General features: G+C 71.7%; 14 protein-coding genes and 1 pseudogene. 7 read left to right on the top strand and 8 right to left on the bottom strand.

The features are described from left to right. Positions 1–70: 70 nt before the first annotated feature. Both BCL76_RS12635 and BCL76_RS12630 read right to left on the bottom strand, forming a co-directional pair. Positions 71–724 carry a class I SAM-dependent DNA methyltransferase gene (locus tag BCL76_RS12635; RefSeq protein WP_109779580.1) on the bottom strand — a complete coding sequence of 218 codons (654 nt, stop codon included), beginning with the start codon at positions 722–724 and terminating at the stop codon, positions 71–73. Between the two features lie 58 nt (positions 725–782). After that, entirely contained in the window at positions 783–2306 is a 1524-nt protein-coding gene (locus BCL76_RS12630; protein WP_109779579.1) for an IucA/IucC family protein, read from the bottom strand. Between the two features lie 108 nt (positions 2307–2414). Here BCL76_RS12630 and BCL76_RS12625 point away from each other — a divergent pair, with 108 nt between their 5' ends. Continuing rightward, positions 2415–4055, top strand: coding sequence for an IucA/IucC family protein (locus BCL76_RS12625; RefSeq protein WP_375137908.1), 1641 nt, complete (start codon positions 2415–2417; stop codon positions 4053–4055). Between the two features lie 131 nt (positions 4056–4186). Here the strand turns inward: BCL76_RS12625 and BCL76_RS12620 are convergent, their stop codons facing one another. Next, a complete protein-coding gene (locus tag BCL76_RS12620) occupies positions 4187–4546 on the bottom strand; it encodes a hypothetical protein (protein WP_146228364.1) in 360 nt (119 codons plus the stop codon). Positions 4547–4648: 102 nt separating this feature from the next. Continuing rightward, positions 4649–5239 (bottom strand): hypothetical protein, encoded by a 591-nt coding sequence (locus tag BCL76_RS12615; RefSeq protein ID WP_109779576.1) that lies wholly within the window; start codon positions 5237–5239, stop codon positions 4649–4651. Positions 5240–5532: 293 nt separating this feature from the next. Between BCL76_RS12615 and BCL76_RS12610 the strand changes: the two genes are divergently transcribed. Beyond that, entirely contained in the window at positions 5533–6366 is an 834-nt protein-coding gene (locus BCL76_RS12610; protein ID WP_109779575.1) for a PIG-L family deacetylase, read from the top strand. 66 nt (positions 6367–6432) lie between these two features. Here the strand turns inward: BCL76_RS12610 and BCL76_RS12605 are convergent, their stop codons facing one another. The 4 genes from BCL76_RS12605 to BCL76_RS39710 form a co-directional block, all read right to left on the bottom strand. Continuing rightward, complete coding sequence (locus BCL76_RS12605) at positions 6433–7299, bottom strand: SDR family oxidoreductase (RefSeq protein WP_109779574.1); 867 nt, start codon at positions 7297–7299, stop codon at positions 6433–6435. Positions 7300–7357: 58 nt separating this feature from the next. Continuing rightward, positions 7358–7834 carry a hypothetical protein gene (locus tag BCL76_RS12600; RefSeq protein ID WP_109779573.1) on the bottom strand — a complete coding sequence of 159 codons (477 nt, stop codon included), beginning with the start codon at positions 7832–7834 and terminating at the stop codon, positions 7358–7360. A gap of 119 nt (positions 7835–7953) precedes the next feature. Next, positions 7954–8472, bottom strand: coding sequence for a MarR family winged helix-turn-helix transcriptional regulator (locus BCL76_RS12595; protein WP_109779908.1), 519 nt, complete (start codon positions 8470–8472; stop codon positions 7954–7956). Positions 8473–8613: 141 nt separating this feature from the next. After that, complete coding sequence (locus BCL76_RS39710; protein WP_258309583.1) at positions 8614–8814, bottom strand: NUDIX domain-containing protein; 201 nt, start codon at positions 8812–8814, stop codon at positions 8614–8616. Positions 8815–9204: 390 nt separating this feature from the next. On the opposite strand from BCL76_RS39710, the gene BCL76_RS12585 reads away from it, so the two are divergent. The 5 genes and pseudogenes from BCL76_RS12585 to BCL76_RS12565 all read left to right on the top strand — a co-directional run bounded on the left by BCL76_RS12585 (position 9205) and on the right by BCL76_RS12565 (position 15245). Continuing rightward, entirely contained in the window at positions 9205–9612 is a 408-nt protein-coding gene (locus tag BCL76_RS12585; RefSeq protein WP_146228362.1) for a hypothetical protein, read from the top strand. 160 nt (positions 9613–9772) lie between these two features. After that, a pseudogene (locus BCL76_RS39705) lies at positions 9773–10369 on the top strand (sigma-70 family RNA polymerase sigma factor); the annotation flags it as partial. Between the two features lie 821 nt (positions 10370–11190). Continuing rightward, positions 11191–12015, top strand: coding sequence for a GntR family transcriptional regulator (locus BCL76_RS12575; RefSeq protein WP_109779570.1), 825 nt, complete (start codon positions 11191–11193; stop codon positions 12013–12015). Between the two features lie 375 nt (positions 12016–12390). After that, positions 12391–13452 (top strand): quaternary amine ABC transporter ATP-binding protein, encoded by a 1062-nt coding sequence (locus BCL76_RS12570; protein ID WP_109779569.1) that lies wholly within the window; start codon positions 12391–12393, stop codon positions 13450–13452. After that, positions 13452–15245, top strand: coding sequence for an ABC transporter permease/substrate binding protein (locus BCL76_RS12565; protein WP_109779568.1), 1794 nt, complete (start codon positions 13452–13454; stop codon positions 15243–15245). Before BCL76_RS12570 ends, BCL76_RS12565 begins: the two co-directional genes overlap by 1 nt. The last annotated feature ends 96 nt before the right edge of the window (positions 15246–15341 follow it).

Genomic DNA, 15341 nt, shown 5'->3' with positions numbered 1-15341 from the left:
GGCCCGGGCGGTGCGGCCCGGGCGGTGCGGCCCGGGCGGTGCGAGCCCGGCGTGATCCGGAAAAGACGGCCTAACCCTTGCGCGCCAGCAGGAAGCCTTGGGGCGACCTCTCGTCGGGGCCCGCCGCCCGCACCAGCCGGGCCTCCTCCGTCAGTCCGGCCCCCGTCAGCAGGCCGGCGACCAGCTCGGGCGGAGTCCGGTACACGTCGAGGTCGACCGCATGCCCGTAGGCGTGGTCGAGCCGGAACAGCTCGTCGCCCGCCATGAAGGCGATCAGGAGGTGGCCGCCCGGCGCCAGCACCCGGGCGAACTCCGCGAACAGCGCAGGCAGCTCCGAGGGCGGGGTGTGCACGGTGGAGTACCAGGCCAGCACCCCGCCGAGGACCCCGTCGGCCACGTCCAGGGCAGCCATCGACCCGACCTCGAACCGCAGCCCCGGATACGTCCTGCGGGCCACCGCCACCATCGCCGGCGACAGGTCGACGCCGAAGGCCCGTACGCCGAGCCCGTCCAGATGCGCCGTCACGCGGCCCGGACCGCAGCCCAGGTCGGCCACCGCCCGGCCTCCGCCGCCCGAGTCCTCGCGCACGTACTCGGCGAAGGCCGCCAACATGGCTCGATCCAGCGGCTTTCCGTCCAGTTCCGCATGGAACAGCCGTGCGTAGTCGACGGCGACGGCGTCGTAGGACGCCCGTACGGAGTTGAGGTACGAGGTCTCTGTCATGCCCCTGAACAGTAGCCTCCGGAGACCCTCCGAGGGGAACCCGATCGAGTGCTCCCGCTCACCCTCCGACCAGCGGATTGGGCAGTTCCGCCCACTGGTCGCCCGGAACCCCGGGGCTCAGCCGCATCAAGGTGAGCGCCTTGGTCGGCAGCGGCCCGCTCGACAACGCCCCGGTGTCCGAGGTGGCCGGCACCGCGGCCACCTCCGCGAGGGCCTCGGCGAAGGCTCCGGCCGACCCGGCCGTGGCCCCGAGCGCCCCCGTCAGCAGCGACCCGAACAGCTTGCGCCGCAGCACGGCCACGTCGTCGGTGACCAGCCTGCCGGACAGCGGCGGCACCGGCAGGCCGTGCCGGGCCAGCCGGGCCGGGCTGATCCGGATGTCGGCGAGGTCACGGTAGACCAGCCGCAGCGGCGCGCCGTCGGCCGACAGCACGACGAGCAGGTTCTGACCGTGCGCCTCCAGCGCCACCCCGAGCTCCAGCACCCGTAGGCACACCGAGAGCGCGAGCCGGGCGAACTCGGCCCGCCACAGCGGCGAGCGCGCCGGGCCGAAGGAGGCCAGGGCCGCCACCGGAAGGACCCGCTCACCGGCGGCGGCGTCCGCGTACACCTCCGGCGGCTCACGCAGGACGGCCGCCAGGTCCGGGCTGTGCGCGGTCGTGGCGCCGAGGGTCCGGGTGATGTGCAGCCGGCCGTCGAGCCGTTCGGTCAGGCCCTGCGCGAAGGCGGAGACGGCCGCCGCCGTCTCGATGGAGTAGACGGAGATGTCCCGCACGGACGAGGTCAGCCGGGCGCTCAGCGCGGTCTTCACGTGCGCCCCGCCGCCGACGGGAGCCAGGGTACGCAGGGCCATCAGCGGGTGAGCCGCGAAACCGGCGGCTCCCGGTCGCACCCGCTCATGCTTCAGGACGTGCGCCGCCTGCCACGGGTGCACCGGGACCAGGACCCGTCCCGCGTCCCGCAGCTCTTGCGGCCAGTCACCGGTGACCAGGCACTCCTCGGCCCGTACGGCGACCAACCCGAGCTCCACCACCGGTCGGTGCTCGGGCGCGTAGGCCAGCTGCTCGGCCACCGAGAAACCGGGCCGGGAGCGGCAGTTCGGGTGGTACGGGTGCCCGTCGACCACCCGTTGCTCCCACTCGCAGGTGGTCTGCGGGGCCGGGTCCTGCCCGGCGGGCGGCTGACCGGCCCGGGACAGCGCGAGGGAGGCGGTACAGGCGTCGAGCTCGGCGGCGAACTGCTCCCCGTGCGGCAGCCCGAGGGCCGTCACCAGCCGTGCGGCCTGCCGGTAGGGCCTGCCGTCGAGCAGCAGCTCACTCACGTAGGGCTCGGTCGCGTACGGATCCGGCAGCGGGCCCTCCAGCCGGGCGCCCCCGGCCAGGAGCAGCGCGAGCCCGTCGGGGGCGCGCTCGCGGCCCGCGACCCAGGGCAGCGGTTCGAAGGCCAGGGCCCGCCACAGCCGGGTCAGCACGGCCGCGCGGGCCCCGTCGAGCGCGGCGGCGTACGAGGATTCGAGCGACGGACGTACGTCGGCCAGTTCGGCGGCCACGGCCTCTTCGGCCGGGGAAGGGGAAGGATGCATGCTGAGGCTCCGGCATCGGAATATCGCTTTACGGGATGATCAAGTAATGATTGCGGATACCGAAGATCACGACTGGTGGTTGCGCACTGCGAACCCCCGGCGCACCGGATGGACCGAATGGAACCAGTGGACCTCAACGCCGTCGCCGACGCGTACGCCGCCGCACCGCTCCTGAACTGCCTGCTCAGAGAGGTGGCCGAACCCGTCGAGAAGGACGCCGACGGACACGCCGAGGGAGTGGGGGCGGGCGCGGGGACGGACGCGATGGTCCACCGACTGCGCGGCAGCGGGCGGCTGCTCCGGGTGCACGGCGGGCGCCGGCCCCGGAGCCCCGAACTGCGTGCGGCGGACGGCTGGCATCCGCTCGGCCATGCCGAACTGGCCAAACTCGTCTCCGACGAACTGGGCCGGTTCACCGGTGTCCCCAACGACGAGCTCATCGTCGAGATCACCGACAGCCGTGACGCCATCGCCGCGCTGCTGGCCGCCCGGGCCGCCACCGACCCACCCGTCGACCCGTACGTGCTCTCCGAACAGTCCCTCGTGATGGGCCACCCGCACCACCCCGCCCCCAAGGCCCGCGGCGGAGCGCCGGCCGGAAGCTGGTTGCCGTACGCGCCCGAGGCCTACGCCCGGTTCCCGCTGGTCTTCCTGGGGCTGCGCGAGGACCAGGTCGCCGAGGAGGGCGGCCCGGCCGCCTCCACCGCGATCGACGCCCTCGCCGACGCCCTCGACGGCCCGCGCGCTCCCGCCGGGTACCGGCTGCTGCCGGCCCACCCCTGGCAGCTCGACCTGCTCGGCGACCGGCCCGCCGTGCGCGAGGCCTTCGCCGACGGGCGCCTGCTGCGGCTGGGCGCGAGCCGGCGCCCCGCCTGGCCGACCGCCTCGATCCGGACCCTGTACGTACCGGACGCGGTGGCCGACGTCTTCGTGAAGTTCAGCCTCGACGTCCGGATCACCAACGACGTGCGCCGACTGTGGCGCCACGACCTGCTGAAGCTGCGCCGCACCGACGCGGCCGTCGAGGCCGGTTTCGCCACCCTGCGCAGGACCGGCTCGACCGCGGCCTGGCTCCCCGACCGCGGCTACCGCACCGCCGCCTTCGCCTTCGAGGAGCTCGCCGTCCTGGTCCGCGACGGCCTGCGCGCGCACACCGTGCCCGGGGCCACCCCGCTGCTGGCCGCCGCGCTCGCCGAGGGCTACCCCGGCAGTCCGCTCGCCGCGACCACCGACCCGGTCCGCTGGTGGCGGGCGTACCTGCGCCAGGTCGTACCGCCGGTGCTGGAACTGTTCGGCCGGCACGGCATCGTGCTGGAGGCCCACCTCCAGAACACCCTGATCGCGGTCGACGCCACCGGCCTGCCGGTGCAGGCCCTCTTCCGGGACGCGGAAGGGGTCAAGCTGCCGGCGGACCTGCCGCGGGCGGACGGCTGGCAGCGCCTGGTGTACTGCCTGGTCGTCAACAACCTGATGGAGATCGGGGGAGCCTTGTCCGCAGGGCATCCGGACAGCGCGCCGTTCCTGTGGCCGGCCGCACGCGAGGAGTTCCTGCGCTACGGGACCACCCGCGGGCTCCCCGAGATCGCGGAGCTGCTCGACGCCGCGACGCTGCCGGGCAAGACCAACCTGCTGCTGCGCTGGACGCGGGCGGACGGCGCGGACGCCCGCTATCTGCCCCTGCCGAACCCGCTGCGCGGCCAGGCACAGTCCCGGCCGGATCGTGCCGGGCCCGCCGGCCCGAAGCCCTGAGGCACCGCGCGACGACATCGCTCGGCATGGCGGGTTCGCACCGGATCCGAGAGCCGAGGCCCGAGAGCCGAGGCCCGAGGCCCGGCGTCGGGACCCGAACCCATGACGCCGCACGCACCTCGTGGCCGCGGTCAGCATCGACGATGCCACCACGCCAGATCCGGATCCGCCGACGGCTCATGGTGCGTTCGCCGGAGTAGCACCCGGTCCAGATCCTCGACCCGCCCCCGGAGCTCGGTGGCGGCGTTCGGCGGCAGGAGGTACAGAGCCTCCTGCAGCTTGTCGCGGGCCCAGCCCTCGCCGCAGCACGGGCAGGTGAACTCGGCCTCCCACGGCCTCCACCGGCGCTCGGTGCCGTGCACCCGCACGGACCACACGCTGAGGGCCACCGACACGACGCCCGGGGCGAACCGCTCCCGTTCGAGCACGCGGACGGCGGCGTTCGCGGCCCCCGACAGACCTGGGACATCGCGATATCGGATCCAGGGCATTCCCCGACCGCGTACCGGAGGTCGGCGCGAAGCCGGTCTTCTACGCGGCACGGCCCCTTCGCATGTCATTCATGTACGTCATCCTCCCACGACCCTCGGTTCTCAGGTGGTGAAGATGTCCAGGACGTCCGGCCAGGATCCGCCGCTGTCGGCGGAGCGTGCCCGGATCGGGCGCGGCTCGGGGTAGGTCTCCGCCGCGGCCCGCGCGCGGACGATGTCCGGCCCGCCGCACGCCGCCACCGCGAAGGCGCCGAACACCTCGGCGAACGCGGCGGGGTCGCGGAACTCCACGCCGAACGCCCGACCGTCCCGAAGCGGCACCCACACCACCCGGTCGAACCGTCGCCACTCCCGCACCGGCTGGTCGTCCGCGGTCGATCGCCCCTCCAGCCACAGCCGTGCCACGTGGAGCAGGTTCACGTTCTCCATGGACAGCCGCTTGCGTCGTACACGCAGTTCGTGCGTGGTGAGCGTGACCAGCTGATCCTTCTTCGAGTACCAGACGACGCCGATCCCGAACGGCACCCACAGCACGAGCCCGATCACCGGCCAGATCACCGCGTAGCCCCACGACCGGAGCAGCCCGCCGTCCAGCAGGCTCACGGCGCCGAAGAACAGGACCCACTTCGCCGTCATCCGCCGGAAGCCGGTGCCCTGGCGGTACAGGACCCGCTGCTTTGTCGTCATCGCCATGCCCACACGCTATCCGCAGCCCTCCCCACTCCCCGCTCCCCGTTCCCCGAGGGCCGATCGCCGTGAGGACGAGGCGGGTACGGGCACCCGGGCCGGGCGGTCGATGCGCGGGAAAGCCCAGCGGCCGCGCCGGGAACAGCAGGTCGGGCCGGCATCGTTGCACCGAGCGGGGGTCCGGCACCGCAGCGGCGGGAACGATGCCATCCGCACCGGCGGGATCCGGCCTCCCGGGATCGCGGATGCCCTCCGCGCACCAGGACCGACCGACACGCTTTCCGCAGGAGGATTTGTTCATGACCGACCGGCCCTTGACGCTCATGGCAGTGCACGCCCACCCCGACGACGAGGCCACCGGAACCGGAGGAGTTCTCGCGCGGTACGCGGCGGAGGGCATCCGCACCGTGCTCGTGACATGTACCGACGGCGGTTGCGGTGACGGGCCGGGGGGTGTCAAGCCAGGTGGCCCCGGGCACGATCCGGCGGCCGTCGCCCGGATGCGCCGTCGAGAACTCGACGCGAGCTGTGAGGTCCTGAACATCAGCGACCTGGAGACGCTGGACTACGCGGACTCCGGGATGATGGGCTGGCCGAGCAACGACGCTCCCGGATCCTTCTGGAAGACCCCCCTGGAGGAAGGCGCCGCCCGACTCGCGGACCTCATGCGGCACTACCGGCCCGATGTGGTCGTCACCTATGACGAGAACGGCTTCTACGGCCACCCCGACCACATCCAGGCCCACCGCATCACGATGGCGGCTCTCGAACTGACCGAGCTGACACCGAAGGTGTACTGGACGACCATGCCGCGCTCGGCGATGGAGCGGTTCGGCAAGATCATGCGCGAGTTCGGTGAGGACATGCCGGAGCCGGATCCGGCCGAGGCCGCGGCGCTGGCCGACATCGGCCTCCCCGACGACGAGATCACCACGTGGGTGGACACCACCGCCTTCAGCGGCCAGAAGTTCGATGCGCTGGCCGCACACGCCAGTCAGGGCGAGAACATCTTCTTCCTCAGGATGGGCAAGGAGCGGTTCGGCGAACTGATGGGGATGGAGACCTTCGTACGGGTCCAGGACGCCACCGGCGCGGCCCTGCCGGAGAACGACCTCTTCGCCGGCCTGCGCTGACCCGATCGCGCGGCGGGGCCGGGCTCGGCTTACTCGTGCGACGTTCCGCCCCCGCCGCGGCCCGCCCTAGCGGCGGAAGTGGGCCCGGTGCTCCTGGAGGAAGGCGTCCACGCTGCGGGGCGGGCGGCCCAGGACATCGACGACGGTGGTGGTCGGGGTCTCGGGTCGGGTGACGGTGAGCTGCTGGATCTCGGTCACGTGGTCGGCGAGCCAGGCGGGCATGTGAGCTTCGCGCACGAGGTTGTCCCGCAGTTCGGCCGGGGTCAGGTCGACGTAGCGGATCGGACGGCCGGTCACGGCGGACAGGCGCGCGGCGATTTCGGGGGAGGAGAGGGCTTCGGGGCCGGTCAGCGTGTACGTGTGGCCGGCGATCTCCGGCCTGGTGAGGGCTGCGGCGGCGACGTCGCCGATGTCTCGGCAGTCGACGTAGTTGCAGGGCGCGTCGCCCGTGGTGCCGAGGATGACGCCCTGAGCGACGGCGGGAGTCAGGCGCAGCAGGTTCTGAGTGAACGCGTAGGGGCGCAGGATGGTGTGGGCGAGGCCGGAGGCCCGCAGGTGTTCCTCGACGGCGTGGTGCCCGCGGGAGACGGCGACGGGGGAGTCGGGCTCGGCGGCGGGTGCGGAGATCTTGACGATGTGTCCGATGCCGGCGTCGGTGGCCATGTCGATGACAGCGGTTTCGAGTTCGACCTGTGCGGGGCCGTTGGCCATGGCGAGGAAGAGCTGGTCGGTGCCCTTGAAGGCGGCGCGCAGGGAATGCGGGTCGGTGGCGTCGGCGTACCGGACCTCGACGGGCGGTCGGTGCGCACCGGTCGTGCCGGGGATCGGGGTGTGCGGGGTGCGGGTCAGCGCGCGGACGGGTACGTCGAGCGTGCGCAGGCTGTGGAGCAGGGCGTTTCCGGTCGCTCCGGTCGCTCCCATGACAACGATCATCGTGTGCTCACTCCTTGGTGATGTGGTGACGTGCCGGCGACGGGTGTCGCCGGTGGGCCTACGCGGGGGATGCCGTGGTGGTGCCGCGCCAGCGCAGGGTGACGATGGTGGTGGCGAGGGCCGCGGAGACGGGCAGGTCCACGCGTAGGCGCTCCAACCACGGGGCGGCCGGCAGCGGGGTGTGGCCGGGCAGCCACCGGGCGGCGAACCATCCCAGCAGGGCCCCCGCGCCGACCGTGGCGACGAGGAGCACGGCGGCCAGGACGCCGCGCGGTGCGGTGAGGGTCCACCGTCGGGGCCGTCCGCCGTGCCGCAGCCAGCAGCCGACGAGGAACGCCACCACGGCGGAGGTGCCGGCGATGGAGGTGCAGGCGGCCACGACCAGGTCACGTTGCCCGGTGACGAGTCCGGCCGTGCCGGCCATCAGTGCGGGCGCGGCGTAGGCGGTCAGCACCTCCCGCCAAAGGGTGAACGGCCGGGGCGTCCGGGTGCCGGCTCGGTCGCGGCGGCCGGTTCTGTGCTTCGTTGCGGGCATGCCGGTCTCTCTCTCGGGGTGGGGGAGGCAGGTAGGTAATTAGGTGGCTAACTATTACGTCGCGAAAGGCGGCCCTGCCCGTAGGGGCGGGGCCGAAATCGGCCGAGGGGTGGGTCGGATCAGTCCGCGGTCAGGGCCGCGCTGCCGCGCACCACGCGGGCGAGCAGGTCCAGGAACACCGCGCGCTCCTCTACTGAAAGCCCGGCCACCATGGATTCGAGCCGCCCGAAATGCTCGGGCGCCATGTCGCGCAGGCGCTGCGACCCGCGCGCCGTGAGGACGGCCACCGTGCCCCGGCCGTCCTCCGTGGACGGGCGGCGGGCGATCAGGCCCTCGCGTTCGAGGCCGTCCAGCAGGCCGGTGACCGTGGCCCTCGACACGCCGAGGTCTTCCGCGAGGCGCGAGGGGGACTTCTCCCCGCCGTGGTCCTCGAGGTCGGCGAGCAGGCGGTAGCGCCCCGTGGACAGGCCGAACCGGGCGAAGTGCGCCTCGGCCGCCCGGCCGACCCTCGCACCCGCCGAGATCAGCCGAACGGCGACCAGCACCGCCTGGGGGTCGACCGTCAGCCCGTAATGCTCGACCTGCCGCCTTGCCTGATCGGGTGTGGGTGCCTCGTCGTCGATGCCGTCCCTCGTCATGAAAGTAATATGGTGGCTAATCATCTGGCGTGTCAAGGTCCCGAAGTCACGTTGTCCGGGCTCTTGGGCTCGGTCAACTCCAGGTGGAAGACGTGCCGGTGCTGGGTCTCGAACCGGTGCGGGCTGATGTCGTATTCGGCCTCACCGAGCTTGCGGACAAATCTTGAAGTCCCACAGGCCGGTCTCCTCGCGGGTCTCGCGCAGAGCGGCGACTTCCGGGGTTTCACCGGGGCGGGCTGCCTGCGGCACCTGGATGCCGACGACCTGCTCGGAGGAGTGGTCGGTGTGGCGGAACGTCGGCAGGCGTCCGTCGCGGACGACGTGGACAGGGACCGTGGCCATTGATCATTTCGGCCGTCCGTGGACCGGTGCCGGCGCACGGCTGATCTTCACCTGTCCAGGCTGGACCGAGCTCCCCACCGAGCGCCCGGCCTTCCTTCTGGCCGGCGGCGGCGGGCTGCTTTGGAGCCACGCCATTCCCCAGGGTGCTGAGCTGCGGCGATGGCCTGAGTGCAGGCGTTGAGGTGACCCGACCCGCTTCCGGTTCGTGCATCCGCTCGACGACCGGGGAGGCGCGAACGACCCGCAGGATCGGTCGGCGCCCAACAGGACGCGGCAGGGCCTCCATGTCAGGGAAACGCTGCCTGCTGGGCCACCCTGACGATACCTTCGCTGCTACATGAAGCGACGGAGGGTACGCAGCAGGCAACGGAATGCTGTGAGCCTTGGGGGGTGAGCTCAATGACATGGTGGCATGCGTGCCTATGGGGCATGCTCGGTGCCGGCCTGATCGAAGCCAAGGAGATGTGGCGGCTCTATCACCTCACCGACAGCTTCCCCTGGACCAGGAACGGCGTTGCGCAGGTCAAGCCCTATGTGGCCGCTCTCGGCGTGCGCTTTTTCATGGCTGCCGGCATCAGCGGCACCTACGCGGCGGCGGATCAAGTCGGCGGCTCGCTCGCTGCCGTCACACTCGGTATCACTGCCCCCTTGATCATTCAACAGATAGCGGACGCTCCCTCAGGGACCACAGCCAGAGTCTCGGCCGGGAACGAGATTCCTCCCAGGGAGGAGCAGCCCAGGGCGCAGCAGCCACCGTCTTCCCCTACCGCAGACCATGGGAGCCGTGATGGCCGCTAACGCCCACGTCAACTCCTTCCTGCACGCCGTGCGCGCCCAGCTTGCCGCCACCCCGCCTCGTAACCACAGCCCTCTGTCCCCAAAATCCGACTTCTGGCACTGGGTCCGGGCCGCTCTGGCCTTCCGCGCCATCCACGCTGAGAGCGACGGTCTCACTGATGCCGACGGCTCTGCTCTGCCGATCACGGCCGTAGACCCGACCGGCCTTCCGGAAGGGAGGAGCGGATCCTCACTCGCGCCGGGCCCGCTGGGGCGGGTACGCATCGGTGACGTCGCGGCCATCGCCCACGTCGGAAGTCGATTCGTGGATACGGTGTACTGCTATGTGTACTTCCGTGTAGGAACCGCCCCCACAGCCGAAGCGCTCACCGTGGGAACGTTCTTGAAAGCCCAGCAGCGTTTGTATGCCTTCACCTGGTCGGAACGTGACCTCGGCGCCTGGCTGGTCACCATCGCCCGCAACCTCGTCGCGGACCACTTGAAGTCGAGCCGCTTCCGCCTCGAGGGAGCCACCCGCGACACGCCTGGCGTCGGTGACGGCGAGAACTCCCCCGAGGAGTCCCTCCAAGGATCACGGTCGAACGCCGCGCTGATCGAGGCCGTACGCCGCCTCAACCCGCAGCAGCAGGAGTGCGTGACCTTGCGATTCCTCCTCGGCCTCTCCGTCGCCGAGACGGCCCGCGTGATGGGCAAGAACGAGGTCGCCATCAAGACCCTTCAGTACCGGGCCGTGCGCACCCTCACCCGGCTGCTTCCCACCCGTCCGGCGGAGCCGTCAGCCCCGCATGTATCGGGTCACCCTGACCGGAGTACTCCGGATTCGGCAGGCGAGCTACCGCCTGCGGCGCCCGACCGAAGTGATCCATGGGGTTCGCCGGGAAGCTCGTCCACCGGCACGGTGAGAACCCGACGCCGGGCGGACGCGTTCGCACAGGTCTTGGCCGAAACCGAAGAGACCACAAGTCCGACGCCGACAGCCGCGTCCGATACTGAACTGCTTGATCTTGCGCATCACCTCGGAGAGATCGGTACAAGATTTCGTTCTGCCGCCGTGTTCCAGACCAGGCTGCTCAATCAACTACGCGCTGTTGCCGAGTCGTCAGGTGACTCGGAGCAGCCCTCGTAGGCGATGACGGGGCCCGCGGCTGCCGGATCGGCCTGAGGTCGCCCGGTCGTCGACCCGTCGTCCAGGGCTTCCAGGTTCTTCGCGTCGTAGGCGGTGTGAGCCACTGCGGTGATCTCGGTTGCGGCCGGCCACCCGGCAGGGGTCCGGCGCTTGCGGCGGCCTGGTCGAAGGTGGGCGTGAGCTGAGTCAGCACGGTGAAGCGGCCGGCGAGGCCACTCACTTATGGGCAACTTGCCCAGCTCCCCAGGGCGTCGATCCGTCGGTGGTCGGGTGTCATCGCCCGCGACGTGGCCGCTCCGCGTCGTGTCGGCGCCTCGGGCGTGCCCGGGTGTGGGTGGGGAATCGGCCAAGTCGGGGCGACCGCCGGGATCTACCCCTCCGAAAGGTATAGACCAATGCTAGGTTGGTCGGGCAGACCGCGCAGTCCTTGACCACCCGTCAGAGGAGAAGCCATGCCCTCCCCTTCGCGGGGCGGCGGCCAGGCCGCCATGCCCAAGTACCAGCGGATCGCCGCAGCGCTGCGCAGCGATCTCGACCGCGCCGCACACGCCCCCGGCGGCAGACTGCCGTCCGAACGCAGCCTCGCCGCCCGCTACCAGGTCAACCGGCAGACCATCCGGGCGGCCCTCCAGTACCTGCGCGAGGACGGACTCGTCGTCACGGGCCGCCGCGGCACCCGCCCTGTCGTCCCGGTCGCCGCCGTCCCGACCCTTGCCGCGGCCGTATCCGGTGTCCCGGCCGCCGGATCCGCCGCCGGGCCCTCCGCCAGGTCCTCCGCCACGCCCCCCGCCGGGCCCGCGGCGGCGCGGAGCTGGTCCGCCTACGTCACCGTCCCGCCCTCCCTCGGCGCGCTCCTCGGCATGGCCGGGGGAGACCGCACCCTGGTCCATCACCACCGCGAACGCGGACCGGCCGGCGAGACCCTCCGGGACGCCGTCACCTACTTCGGCCCCGGGGCCGTCGCGCGGAGTCCGGAGCTTGCGGCCCTGCGCAACCGGGCGGCGACGACCGGCGCCCGCGAGCAGGACCTGCTCGCACTGCATCGCTGGCTCGACCGCGCCGCCGCGGGCGGCCGGGTCGCCGAGACCCTCACCATGACCCGCGTCACCCACCCGCAGACCACCACCGCGACCTGTGGCCTGACCGTGCGCCGCACCCTGCACGACAGCTCCGGCAGGCTGCTGACCGTCACCGACCTGGCCTTCCCCACCTGGGACCGCCTCACCTTCCACCGCGACCGCCGCGACCACGCGACCACCGGTTTCCGCATCACGTGACGGCCGGAGCGGCCGGAACCGCGCTGTGGCCTCGGCCACACCGCGCGCGGCGGCGCGTCGGGCCCGGCGGCCGGTCCGGCCGCCGGGCCGCGGCCCCAACTCCGCCCCGGCGTAGGGGTATACCGGGCCCGGGCCGCCCACGGGCTCCCGATCCGGCGCGCGGATCCGCGTACGGGGCGTACGTATCCCGTAAGTGAGGAGGATCACCCCGGCGTTTGCTCAGGTGAATGCCGGGAATCGGCGCTGCTGGAGCGGAACCATGTCCTCCGGCCGTTCGTGCCGAAGGACATGGCGCACACGGGCCGATCCCGTCCCGCTCCCGGCCCCGCCGGTCCGCCGGCGCGCGCCGTACTTGGTACGACCCGTGAGGTGTATGTGTCCACGCTCCAGGCCGAGCACGTCTACAAGGTGTTCGGGAGGCGCCCCGCCGACAGCGCAGCCGCCGTCCGCGCGCTCCAGAACGGCGCCGACCGTGACGAGTTGCGCGCGGACGGGACGACGGCCGCCGTGATCGACGCCTCCTTCGACGTCCAGCCCGGCCAGATCTTCGTGGTCATGGGCCTCTCGGGATCGGGCAAGTCCACTCTGCTGCGCATGCTGAACGGACTGCTCGAACCCACCTCGGGACGCATCCTCTTCGGCGGCCAGGACCTCACCGCGCTGAGCGCGGCCGAACTGCGCCGCGTACGGTCCACCAAGATCTCCATGGTCTTCCAGCACTTCGCACTGTTCCCGCACCGAAACGTGCTGGAGAACGCCGGCTACGGCCTGGAGGTGCAGGGCGTGCCCCGCGCCGAGCGCGAGCGGCGCGCCGCCGAGGCCCTGGCCCTGTGCGGGCTCGAAGGCTGGGAGAAGTCCTGGCCCGACGAGCTCTCCGGCGGCATGCAGCAGCGGGTCGGCCTCGCGCGCGCCCTGGCCACCGACGCGGACCTGCTGCTGATGGACGAGTCCTTCAGCGCGCTCGACCCGCTGATCCGCCGCGATATGCAGGACCAGCTGCTGGAGCTCCAGAAGCGCCTGAAGAAGACCATCGTCTTCATCACCCACGACCTCAACGAGGCCATGCGCCTCGGCGACGGCATCGCCGTCATGCGCGACGGCCGCATCGTCCAGCAGGGCACCGCCGAGGACATCCTCACGCGCCCCGCCGACGACTACGTCGCCTCCTTCATCCAGGACGTGGACCGCTCCCGGGTCCTGACGGCCGACGCCGTCATGGACGATCCGGAACCGGCTGCCGACACCTGCGACTGCCCCACCGTCACCGCCGGGACCCCGCTCGCCGACCTGTGCGCCGTCAGCGCCCGGGTCCCGCACGCGGTCGCCGTCACCGGCGCGGACGGCGCCGTCATCGGCTCCGTACCCCAGGACCGCCTCATCGCCTTCATCGGCGACGAACAACGGCCCCCGATGTACTGCGCGGAGGTGGCAGCCTGATGCCCCGCCTCCATCTCGGCAACTGGGTCGACAGCGGAGTCGATTTCCTCCAGAGCCACCTCTCCTGGCTGTTCGAGGCCATCAGCTCGCTGGTCAACGGCCTCTACGACGGCATCGACGCCGTCCTCTCCGCCCCCGCCCCGCTGCTCTTCGCGGGCATCCTCGCGGTCGGCGCCTGGTGGCTGCGCGGTCTGCTGGCGGGCCTGCTCGCCTTCGCGGGCTTCGCGCTGGTCGACTCCCTCGGCCTGTGGGAGGACGCCATGTCCACCCTGTCCCTGGTCCTGGTCGCCACGCTCGTCACCCTGGCGTTCGCGATCCCGCTCGGCATCTGGGCGTCCAGATCAGACCGCGTCAGCGCCCTCCTGCGGCCGGTCCTGGACTTCATGCAGACCATGCCGGCCATGGTCTACCTGATCCCCGGCATCATCTTCTTCGGGGTGGGCGTGGTGCCCGGCATCATCGCGACCATCATCTTCTCGCTGCCGCCGGGCGTACGGATGACCGAGCTCGGCATCCGCCAGGTCGACGGGGAACTGGTCGAGGCCGCCGAGGCCTTCGGCACCAGCCCGCGCGACACCCTCGTACGCGTCCAGCTGCCGCTGGCCCTGCCCACCGTCATGGCGGGCGTCAACCAGGTCATCATGCTGGGCCTGTCCATGGTCGTCATCGCCGGCATGGTCGGCGGCGGCGGACTCGGCGGCGCCGTCTACAAGGCCATCGGCAACGTCGACATCGGCCTCGGGTTCGAGGCGGGCGTCTCCATCGTCATCCTCGCCATGTACCTGGACCGGATGACCGGGGCGCTCGGCCGGCACGTCTCCCCGATCGGCCGTCGTACGCTCGCCAAGGCGCGGGCCGCCGCCACCGGCGCCGCCAAGCTGTGGAACCACCGCCCCCAGCCCGCGTACGCGATCAGCGGCGCCGTGGTGCTCGCGCTCGTCGCGGGCGGCCTGAACACCTTCGGCGGCTCCACCGCCGAGGACGGTCCGACCGGGGCCGCGAACATCGGCAAGGGCCGCACCCTCTCCGTCGGCTACATCCCGTGGGACGAGGGCATCGCCTCCACCTTCCTGTGGAAGGAGCTCCTGGAGCGCCGCGGTTACAAGGTCGACGCCCGCCAGCTGGAGGCCGGCGCGCTGTACACCGGCCTGGCCGGCGGCCAGCTCGACTTCCAGACCGACTCCTGGCTGCCCGTCACCCACGCCAAGTACTGGGAGAAGTACGGGAGCAAGCTGGAGGACCTCGGCTCCTGGTACGGCCCCACCTCGCTGGAGCTGTCCGTGCCCTCGTACATGAAGGACGTGCGCTCGCTCGCCGACCTCAAGGGCAAGGGCGATCAGTTCAAGGGCAGGATCATCGGTATCGAGCCGAGCGCCGGTGAGATGTCGATCCTCAAGGACAAGGTCCTCAAGGACTACGGTCTCGACGGCGAGTACAAGGTCGTCGACGGCTCCACGCCCGGCATGCTCGCCGAGCTGAAGCGGTCCTACGAGAAGAAGGAGCCGGTCGCGGCCGTGCTGTGGTCCCCGCACTGGGCGTACTCCTCCTACGAGCTGACCAAGCTCGAGGACCCCAAGGGCGCCTGGGGCAAGGGCGACGGGATCCACAGCCTGGCCCGCAAGGGCTTCGCGCAGGACGAGCCGAAGGTCGCCGAGTGGCTGAAGTCCTTCAAGCTCACCGAGGAGCAGCTGACCGGCCTGGAAGCGAAGATCCAGGAGACCGGGAAGGGCAAGGAGCAGCAGGCGGTCCGCGCCTGGCTCCAGGACCACCCCGAGATCGACAAGCTCGCGTAACACCGCGGGAAGTCGGGCTCCCGGGCTTCCGGGCTCCCGGGCATCCGACCTCCCGGACGGCCGAAGGCGCCGCCGCACGCAGGACCCGTACGTAGC

Source organism: Streptomyces sp. CG 926 (assembly GCF_003148825.1).
Lineage (GTDB): Bacteria > Actinomycetota > Actinomycetes > Streptomycetales > Streptomycetaceae > Streptomyces.
The sequence above is the reverse complement of the archived record's forward strand: the minus strand, read 5'-3'. Positions and strand labels throughout refer to the sequence as shown.

Coding starts and splice junctions, on each gene's coding strand:
- BCL76_RS12635 (WP_109779580.1), bottom strand. CDS start 724: ATGACAGAGACCTCGTACCTCAACTCCGTACGGGCGTCCTACGACGCC.
- BCL76_RS12630 (WP_109779579.1), bottom strand. CDS start 2,306: ATGCATCCTTCCCCTTCCCCGGCCGAAGAGGCCGTGGCCGCCGAACTG.
- BCL76_RS12625 (WP_375137908.1), top strand. CDS start 2,415: ATGGACCGAATGGAACCAGTGGACCTCAACGCCGTCGCCGACGCGTAC.
- BCL76_RS12620 (WP_146228364.1), bottom strand. CDS start 4,546: ATGCCCTGGATCCGATATCGCGATGTCCCAGGTCTGTCGGGGGCCGCG.
- BCL76_RS12615 (WP_109779576.1), bottom strand. CDS start 5,239: ATGGCGATGACGACAAAGCAGCGGGTCCTGTACCGCCAGGGCACCGGC.
- BCL76_RS12610 (WP_109779575.1), top strand. CDS start 5,533: ATGACCGACCGGCCCTTGACGCTCATGGCAGTGCACGCCCACCCCGAC.
- BCL76_RS12605 (WP_109779574.1), bottom strand. CDS start 7,299: ATGATCGTTGTCATGGGAGCGACCGGAGCGACCGGAAACGCCCTGCTC.
- BCL76_RS12600 (WP_109779573.1), bottom strand. CDS start 7,834: ATGCCCGCAACGAAGCACAGAACCGGCCGCCGCGACCGAGCCGGCACC.
- BCL76_RS12595 (WP_109779908.1), bottom strand. CDS start 8,472: ATGACGAGGGACGGCATCGACGACGAGGCACCCACACCCGATCAGGCA.
- BCL76_RS39710 (WP_258309583.1), bottom strand. CDS start 8,814: ATGGCCACGGTCCCTGTCCACGTCGTCCGCGACGGACGCCTGCCGACG.
- BCL76_RS12575 (WP_109779570.1), top strand. CDS start 11,191: ATGCCCTCCCCTTCGCGGGGCGGCGGCCAGGCCGCCATGCCCAAGTAC.
- BCL76_RS12565 (WP_109779568.1), top strand. CDS start 13,452: ATGCCCCGCCTCCATCTCGGCAACTGGGTCGACAGCGGAGTCGATTTC.